The sequence below is a fragment of the Candidatus Zixiibacteriota bacterium genome (assembly GCA_018820315.1).
Lineage (GTDB): Bacteria > Zixibacteria > MSB-5A5 > JAABVY01 > JAHJOQ01 > JAHJOQ01.
The window spans coordinates 1-8,396 of record JAHJOQ010000091.1; the positions used below are offsets into that span (position 1 = coordinate 1).

Sequence of the window (8,396 nt, forward strand, 5' to 3'; positions counted from 1 at the left end):
CGATGGAAGTGGAGCTATCGACATAGATGATGTCGTGTATCTGATAGCTTATATTTTTCAGGGTGGCCCGGCCCCGAATCCACTTGATGCAGGAGATGCAGATTGTTCAGGGGCTATAGATATAGACGATGTTGTGTATGTAATCGCATACATCTTCTCTGGTGGCCCTGCTCCAGGCGACCCGAACGGTGACGAAGTGCCGGATTGCTGAGGAGCGACTTGAAGAAACTCAGATAGCAGGGAACCGCACAAAACAATGGCGACCCTAACGGGATTTGAACCCGTGTCGCCGCCGTGAAAGGGCGGTGTCCTGGACCAGGCTAGACGATAGGGTCGCGAAAAATGCGGAGTCATTATACTTGCTTCGTCCCGTAAGTCAAGTGAAAAGATCGCCGCAGCCGCGCCCGAAGGCTATGAGCGGGCAAAGTCGCACAGCGTGTTCGGGACTAATAATGGATGATTAGAGGGATATGTTCTCTGACATATCAGAAGATTCGCCTAAGTTCGCGCTTCGGTTTCAGCATTCTTCTTCTCCAATCTCTTCTGAAACGAATCTACTACTTCCAAGACTGCCTCGAATGATCCGATTCTTGCTGATGCTTCTCTCATCAGCATCCTGCTGATCAGAGTAGAGATTACCAACGGCGGTATATGCTCGTCCGATTGCCAGATCAGATTGCCTGCATTATCGTATTTCGGCGTCTTTCCGGTCAGAAGCAGAAATAGCATTGCTCCCGCGGCGTACACATCGGATGCTTTGCTTCTCCTTCGCTCCGGTGCACTGTACCAGTTCTGTTTATCTCTGTGGTGGTGTTCGGGAAGTGCGAAATCTGTCAACTTGACCGTATCGTTCAGATCAAACAGAATATTCGACGGTCTCAGATTGCCATGTACGATCTTATTCTCGTGGGCGAATTTGAGTCCCTCGGCAATCTGTTTGAATATCCGGAGAGCTGTCTCGACAGTGCATGGTCGACCAATACGTTCCGCGAGAGAGCCGCCACGGGCGTAGTCAGAGATGATGACATTCTTGTTTATGTCGCAGCCAGCGCCGTAAACTCTGTTGATGTTGGGATGATCGAGAGTGGCAAGGAGTTTGGCTTCTCTCATTCCCATTTCGCGCCTGATCATCTTTTTGATCACGTATAGCTTGCCGTCAATTTCGTGCTGAACCAGATAGGTCGCGCCAAACACTGTTTCGCGGAGTGTTTCGAGGAATGTGCAGTTCCCCATGATCTCGTTGGCCATGGAACCGATCACCAACGGTGGCACGTCATCGACTGTTACAACTCCACGGACTGCTGACAAGAGCGAGTGTCTAAGATCTTCGACAGATTGATAGCGATCCTGCGGGTCGAGTTGAAGACATTTTAGGATCACGCTGTCCAATTGTCGGGGAATCTCGGGATTTATTTCCGATGGCTGCCTGTACCATCCGAGCGGCTTGTCACCGGTCGTTAACTCGTACAGGATCACACCAATCGAAAAGATATCGGTGGTCTGATCGATTTCGCGGAAACGGAGCATCTGCTCCGGAGATCTGTAAGTCAATCTGCCTTTGACGAGATTGGATCTGGTCTGAATTGTGCGCTCTTTGTCAATCATCTGTGCAATACCAAAATCGGCAATCAGCGCGTTCCCGCTGTTTTCGATAAGGATATTCGATGGTCGAATGTCTTTGTGGATGATCCCGTTCGAGTGGGCGTAGTCGAGCGCCTTGAGCACCTGAAGTAGTATGTTGATTCCACTGCCGAGTGGGAACTCCCCATCAGCCATGATTTTCTTTAGAGTCATTCCATGGACGAAGTCCATGACGAAGAAGCAGCGGTTTCTGTCGACTCCGCGATCAATGACGTGGACGATATTTGGATGCTTGAGCTGAGCGACGATCATCGCTTCCTGCTCGAAACGTCTGATTATGGCTGGCTCGAGCGCAGCTCGTTTGGTGAGGACTTTTACGGCAACGACACGCTTAAGAGAGGATTGCCGCGCCTTATATACCTGTGCGATGCTTCCGTGACTAATTCTCTCTATCACAACGTATTCGCCGATCTTCTCATGCGGTCTGAATAAGTCTGTGTTTCTTGATATCGATGTGACTGTCATAATGCTCCTGTATCAATTATCGGTGAGGATCAGCCTTGGTTGAGCAGAGTGTGCGTAATCTCTGCAAAAAGACACGGCAAATCGAGACCGTAAGCGCCCGTGCGCGTCTATGCGGTCAGAATCCCTTGTAACGCAGGATGTTGGGTTACCTGCTGCGGGTTCGAATGAGAATCCCGCCAGGTCGAAAATCAGGGTAGAGTTGGGTCCCGTGAGCATCTGATGCTTGTAGCTCTTCCGGGTAGTAGTACATATAGCCGTCTGAGGAGCTAATTGAGTCGAGGACCCAGGCGGTATCCAATTCGGAAAAGCCATCTACGGCAAACGGACTTACGGAGAACCAGATGGTCGCAAGGAGTCCGCCGGGGTCGTTGATTACGGGCATCGGCTTGGTGAGTGTCGGCAACACCAGAATCCGTACAAGATTAGAATCACTGCTGAATGTCGCCAGATACTGATGATCTGGATTAACCGTCGAACCTGCGAACGTAACCGAATCAGGAAACAACGCACCGGGGTTGAATCTGAGTGGGACTTTGATGGATGCAATCGGAAGACTGTTATCGAGCAGAATGCGGACTGGCAGCAGGTCTCCCGGCATTCCGTCAACGGAATCCACGGAGACTGTCAACTGCTCTGAGATTGTTGTGCTGCTGCTGATCGAGACTATTGCGCCGGCGATTAGGAGTATCAGGGCTACAGTTCTGATTCCGGATCCGAATCCCAGGGATGTTCCACGTCGATGCCTCAGTTGATTGTTCATGCCCGTTCTGTTGCTCACCGCATACATCTCCTGTACGTACATGTCGCCTGTTTGTTTGTTCCGTATAGAGCGAAAACTCAACGGCATTCGCAAATCTTTCGGTTTCTTCCTGTCTCTATTTCCGGCGCCAGTATCGGTCATCTGCCGCCTCCGCCGGAAAGATTTGGCTTGCAATGATAGCTCATTCGTGATACTATATATCTCATATATAAGGAGCAATTTGAAGGTCTGGGTGTAGAATCCTTGACAGTGGCCATAACGGAGGATAGACATGAAGCCTGCCCGCGATCTGACATCTCTTGAGGTGCTCGAAATCGCTATCAGGTCCGAAATGGATGCAGCCGCGCTCTATCGTAAGATGGGGAAGCTGGTCAAGAATAAGGACTTGAAGGCGCGATTGGCACAGCTCGAATCGGAAGAGAAGAAACATAGAGTGATGTTTGAAGAAATCTATAAGAAAATGTTTCCCGAAACCGACCTCAAGATTCCTAAGAAATCGTTTATCCCCATCGTCACTACCGCCCTCTCCGACGACCTTCCCATGAAGCAGCTTTTCCAGGCGGCGATGGAGGCTGAGAAGGTGTCTGAACAGTTCTATAAGGACCTGGCAAAGCGGTCCATAGACATACACGGATCATCGATGATGATGTATCTGGCTAATGTAGAAAGAGGTCACTACGATCTCCTTAAGAACGAACTTGAGTTCATCGAGAAGTTTCCTGAGTATTATGATTCGGAGTATTTCAATTTCGGTGATGATATGATTCATCTCGGCCCGTAGCCGGGAAAGCTGAAGACTGCAATGCGCGTCAAAGTCTGTAAGGAATCTGAATTGAAAGAAGGTGACTCCAGGGTGGTCTCGATTCTTGCCAAGCATGTTGCCGTATTCAAGTTGAACGGTGCACTGTTTGGTCTGGAAGGAGACTGCAAGCATATGAAGCAGTCTATTGCCGGGGGAAAGATTGAGGGCACTGTTTTCACCTGTCCCCACCACGGCTGGCGATATGACGTACCATCGGGGGAATGCCTTGAAGAATCGTGGGCGAAACTGAAAACGTATGCTGCTTATGTTGAGGATGGCCATATCTGGGTCGATGTCCTTTCGTGAGGCCGTCCTGTCTTGGATTGCTGCTGTGTTGCTCGGCGATTACAATCGATCACGGCAATCAGTTGAACCGGAATTAGAGGCGTGCCCTGCAAGGTCAGCACCTCATTTTCATGAAACAATGGAGAGTAGAATGAGATTATTGCCAGTTTTAATGTTGATATTCGTGAATCTCTTTCCTGTTGCTCAACGGCTGCAGGCTGAAGACGCCGAAAACATCATGGAGTCTTATATTAATTTTCTTTCGCAGGAAGATTATAAAGCTGCAGAGCAACTCTGGCATCCACAGTACATAGAGACATGCCACAGGCTTGGCATCACGTATCGAGACACTCCGTACAAATACGATTGCGTGTCACCCCTTTTGGAGAATATTGATCTGATAAGAAATGGGGCTGCAACATGGGATGCCATCTCGACAATCCTCGATCCCCAACATCAGAAAGTGATTCTCAAGGTTTCAACCCCGGAGAATACTGTTTCCTGTGAATACTTCTTCATGAACGATAGCTCTGGTACATACATGATCCCAAGATTCTGGATGTATCTGAACAATCTCAGTTTGGTCAAGACGAATTACTTCGATGTTTACTACCGTTCGGTGTCGCAGCTCAATGATTACTCAGTATTTGATCTTGACCGATTTGTCGAGACCGTTGCTGCGACATTCGGCACTCCTCCAAAGAAGCTGCTCTCTCTTTCACAGGACAGAATGGAGTACTTCCTGGTCGAATCGGAGAGTGAAGTGGCCGAATTGCTCGGTTTTCCAAGCCAGGGCGCGTACTATACGCCATGCGATGTCATAATCAGCCATCGCCTCCCGGATTATCATGAGGTTGCCATGTTCATGATCAACTATACGCAGGAGGACCTCGGGCTCTATACTGAGCCATTTATTACGAGAGGTCTCGTGTGCTATCTTGGTGGTCGGTTTGGGCAGACCAGCGACGTTATGTGGCAAATTGCTAACTTCACTCTTGCAAACGATATTTTTGCTCTCGACGATATCTTGACATTCGATGGGTTTCATCAAACAGTCGGCAATATCGATTTCTCATTTCCATTGTCGCTCGGTTTGGTTTCGACCCTGATCGACAAAACTGGAGTCAACGGTACTCTTGCGATTCTTAATGATTTTTCGGGCAGCATCGCATACATCAATACGTTGTCGACTGCAGACGTGAAGTCCGTTCTCGAGACAAAGACAAACAGCAACTGGGATGACATTGAGAAATTGGTACGCTCGAAAATCGCCGCTGATCCATTTCCGAATCTGAAGCCCGGGACCGCTTCCGACAGCGGACTCGTTGTTTTTGAGTCGGGGACCAGCACATTCAATATCAGGGTCACTCTCGACGATGAATGGTATAACTTCGCCGTGAGACCCTTCTCCAAGGACGTAATGCCGGAAGGTGTACTCACGCTTGCGGGATCTACCGGTAACCAGATGACGTCCTACAAGTCGTTTCTTTGGGCGGAGCAATTCCCTGAGAGAGAATACGCGTCTGAAATCTTTGCCATTCGATTCAATGGCCAGGAAATTGGCGTGTACGATTATTTAACAAATCAACTTGTTGCCAAGTATGTATCAAGTTTCGATGAGAATTCTGCGCTTCTTGAGGATGGGCGGATTGGTTTCAGGTTCAGGGAGAGCATACTTCGAGACAGGCTGGATCGGTACTTATGCCGTCTGGAAGCCAGTGGACTATAACGACGAACAACGTGTCCTCAGCGACTGAATGGCGAACTGGAGGATTGATGGGTATATTTCAACCGGGAATAGGCGAATATGTGAAGGAACTTCCTCAGAAGAGTCCGTCGCCGCTGGACGAGATGGAGCAATATGCCGCTGAGCATGGCTTCCCTATTATCGGTCCTCTGGTTGGGCGTGTGCTGCAGCAATTGGTAGTCCTCACCGGCGCGAAGAGGGTGTTTGAACTCGGGTCAGGTTACGGCTACTCGGCGCTATGGATGGCGCGTGTCATATCAGCAGATGGAAAAATTACATGCACCGACACGGATCCCGAGAACGAGCGGCGCGCAAAGGAGTATTTCAAGCGTGCCGGTCTTGAATCGAAGCTGGATTTCCGGTGCGGAGAAGCGATAGCGGAATTCGAGAAAGAAGTCGGTCCATACGACCTGGTGCTCAACGATATCGACAAAGAGCATTACCCGGCTACGATTAAGCTGGTCAAGGAACGCCTGCGTCCCGGCGGCGTGTTCGTCACCGACAATATCCTCTGGAGTGGCAGAGTGCTCGATTCGTCGCCAGATGCTGCCACAGCGGGGATACTGAAATTCACGCATGAACTTTACAACGATCCGGGTTTCATGACGAGCATCATTCCGCTGCGTGACGGCATCTCAGTCGCTATCAAGAAGTAGATGCAGGCTCAGAAAGGTCCGCAGTTGTCGGGAGAGCACGATTCCTGAGGCGCGGCACCTCCTGTGAAAATATACCCGATCAAGTATACTACATCATCGACATCGATTGCGCAGCTTGCATTGGCGTCTGCGCAACAGAGATCAGGGTGCGGAGACGGACCACCCGTGAAAATGTAGTTAATGCAGTACACGACATCATCGATATCAACAGTGCCGCTCTCCTCGGCATCGCCCGGTGTGCAATCAACCTGAGCTGAGTCTCTCTCGCAAATTACCTGAACGTTGACCGCGACGAATAGAGTTCCATTGCCGTCAATACACGTGTATTCGACTGCAATCGTACTTCCGTAATATCCTGGCTCTGGTATCGGTCCGACGGTGAACTGCAGTGTGGTAGTAGGATCACATCCAGTCTCAATTGTCCCGGGAGATGTCCCTGGATGAATCCAACTTGAATCGGCGGACGCAAGGTAGTCGACGGTCTGATTACCGAAGTTCATGATCTCAAATCCTACGGTGTCCTGATATTGATTAATGCAACCAGTTGAATCGGACGGGGCTATCATAATATCGAAGGGAGATTCTGTCAGTACGAGACTGCAGACGGGGGCGGGTTTGAACCACGGATAGCGAGTATACTTGTATGCGTTGTTTGTGATCGCACCTTCGTTGCCACGAATACCGGTGCCTGCATCATTATCGTCTACATATGCGATGTGCAGGAAATTCTCCGAGTACTTAGTCATTGACGCCCAGTGCTCGCTGTGACAGAAATCGCGATCGCAATTGTCTGTCAGTGTATTGGTCAGGTCGATTGCCGAGCCTGTGATCCAGGGAGTCCCATCCCCTTCGGAACCGTTCGCAGAGGCGTCGTGATTCCAGGTTGTACCTCCGTCACTGGAGGCCGTAATGAAGATGTCACCATTTGAGAATCCGTCATCTGAGCAATCTGAACTGATATCATCGTCTCCCGGAACTGTGTGGGCGCCGAATCGCGTGAATGATACGAATAGCCCGAACTCAGCCTCGCCCGTACTGTAGCATTCCGAGATATTCATTTTCGCGATTGACACATTGAACGCGCCGGTTCCCTCAGGGCAGTGACAACGAGGATGTTCGGCATCATATACAAGCGCAATGCAGTTGCCCGAGTTATCCCAGTGCCAAAGTCTGGAGCTGTAGAGCGGTCTGCATGGCTCAGTGCTGTCCGGCTCGTAAATGGGAGTGCTCCATACGACATGCAGGACTCCATTGTGATCGTAGAGTGCTGAAAGATCGATGTAGGCTTTGTGCTCGAGTTCATCGGTGTCGAGCGTTCCGCCAAGAGTGTAGTCTGTGATGTTCATGAAGGAGGCAGTGCCGTCCTGAAATGATACTCCTCCATCGGTGGACTCCAGATAGACGACATCGTGCTGCCACTGTATCCAGTCGCATGGATCCCTCGGATCATAGCGATCATAGAGTGGTTTCAGATAAACGATGGCTACATTATCAGAGTTTGGATCAGCCCGGACTACGGGATTCACAGTATACGTGGCATCGATGTAGGTTCCAAGTGTGTCGTCTGAGTTTGGAATGCATGCAGACGCGACATTATCTGCATATCGGTAGTAGATGATCGACTTTATTTCATCTGCAGGCGTGCCTTCGGGGGGAGCCTCGCAGGATACGATATGTCTGATGTTTGCCCCGCCGACGTCCTGCCACTCGACTTTCGGCCAGATGTAGTTGCTCGCAAATTCGATTGAACCGGACTCCACTCCAGAGCAATTCGGTGAGGCGGGAGCATCGATCAGATCGAATGCGCCTTCGGGTGGGATTGTATCGTACCCCGAGTTTGTGATATAGATGCCCGGAATCGGGACTTCATGGAATGTCACCACTGCAGCACCGTCAGCTCTGACATCGCAGTTGGCATAGCCGCCACCGATTTCTGAGATGTCTTTGCCGCCTGAGAGGCCACTGCTCCATGCCCATGTTCCTGTTCCTTCGTCAGCACGCGAGTTGTAGCGAACTGTCCGGGGACCATGATCGGTTGAC

Annotated in this window: 8 protein-coding genes and 1 tRNA gene; 5 read left to right on the forward strand and 4 right to left on the reverse strand. The window is 50.3% G+C overall.

Features of this window, described 5'->3' with window-relative positions; genetic code table 11:
* A partial coding sequence (locus KKH67_08650; GenBank protein ID MBU1319252.1) for a hypothetical protein occupies positions 1-211 on the forward strand: 211 nt, incomplete at its 5' end.
* Between the two features lie 46 nt (positions 212-257).
* Here KKH67_08650 and KKH67_08655 read toward each other — a convergent pair.
* The 3 genes from KKH67_08655 to KKH67_08665 form a co-directional block, all read right to left on the reverse strand.
* Positions 258-335, reverse strand: a tRNA-Glu gene (locus tag KKH67_08655).
* A 163-nt stretch (positions 336-498) separates the two neighbouring features.
* The gene (locus KKH67_08660) at positions 499-2,106 is read right to left on the reverse strand and encodes a serine/threonine protein kinase (protein MBU1319253.1); all 1,608 of its coding nucleotides are present in this window, start codon (positions 2,104-2,106) and stop codon (positions 499-501) included.
* 145 nt (positions 2,107-2,251) lie between these two features.
* Positions 2,252-3,007, reverse strand: a complete 756-nt coding sequence (locus KKH67_08665) for a hypothetical protein (protein MBU1319254.1) — start codon at positions 3,005-3,007, stop codon at positions 2,252-2,254.
* Positions 3,008-3,137: 130 nt separating this feature from the next.
* Between KKH67_08665 and KKH67_08670 the strand changes: the two genes are divergently transcribed.
* The 4 genes from KKH67_08670 to KKH67_08685 all read left to right on the forward strand — a co-directional run bounded on the left by KKH67_08670 (position 3,138) and on the right by KKH67_08685 (position 6,356).
* The gene (locus KKH67_08670; GenBank protein MBU1319255.1) at positions 3,138-3,647 is read left to right on the forward strand and encodes a ferritin family protein; all 510 of its coding nucleotides are present in this window, start codon (positions 3,138-3,140) and stop codon (positions 3,645-3,647) included.
* A gap of 21 nt (positions 3,648-3,668) precedes the next feature.
* Entirely contained in the window at positions 3,669-3,974 is a 306-nt protein-coding gene (locus KKH67_08675; protein ID MBU1319256.1) for a Rieske (2Fe-2S) protein, read from the forward strand.
* A 130-nt stretch (positions 3,975-4,104) separates the two neighbouring features.
* Complete coding sequence (locus tag KKH67_08680; protein MBU1319257.1) at positions 4,105-5,682, forward strand: hypothetical protein; 1,578 nt, start codon at positions 4,105-4,107, stop codon at positions 5,680-5,682.
* A 47-nt stretch (positions 5,683-5,729) separates the two neighbouring features.
* On the forward strand, positions 5,730-6,356 hold the full coding sequence (locus KKH67_08685; GenBank protein ID MBU1319258.1) for an O-methyltransferase: 627 nt from the start codon (positions 5,730-5,732) through the stop codon (positions 6,354-6,356).
* Between the two features lie 8 nt (positions 6,357-6,364).
* Here KKH67_08685 and KKH67_08690 read toward each other — a convergent pair.
* Positions 6,365-8,396 (reverse strand): hypothetical protein (locus KKH67_08690; GenBank protein MBU1319259.1); only part of this gene is annotated, 2,032 nt, incomplete at its 5' end.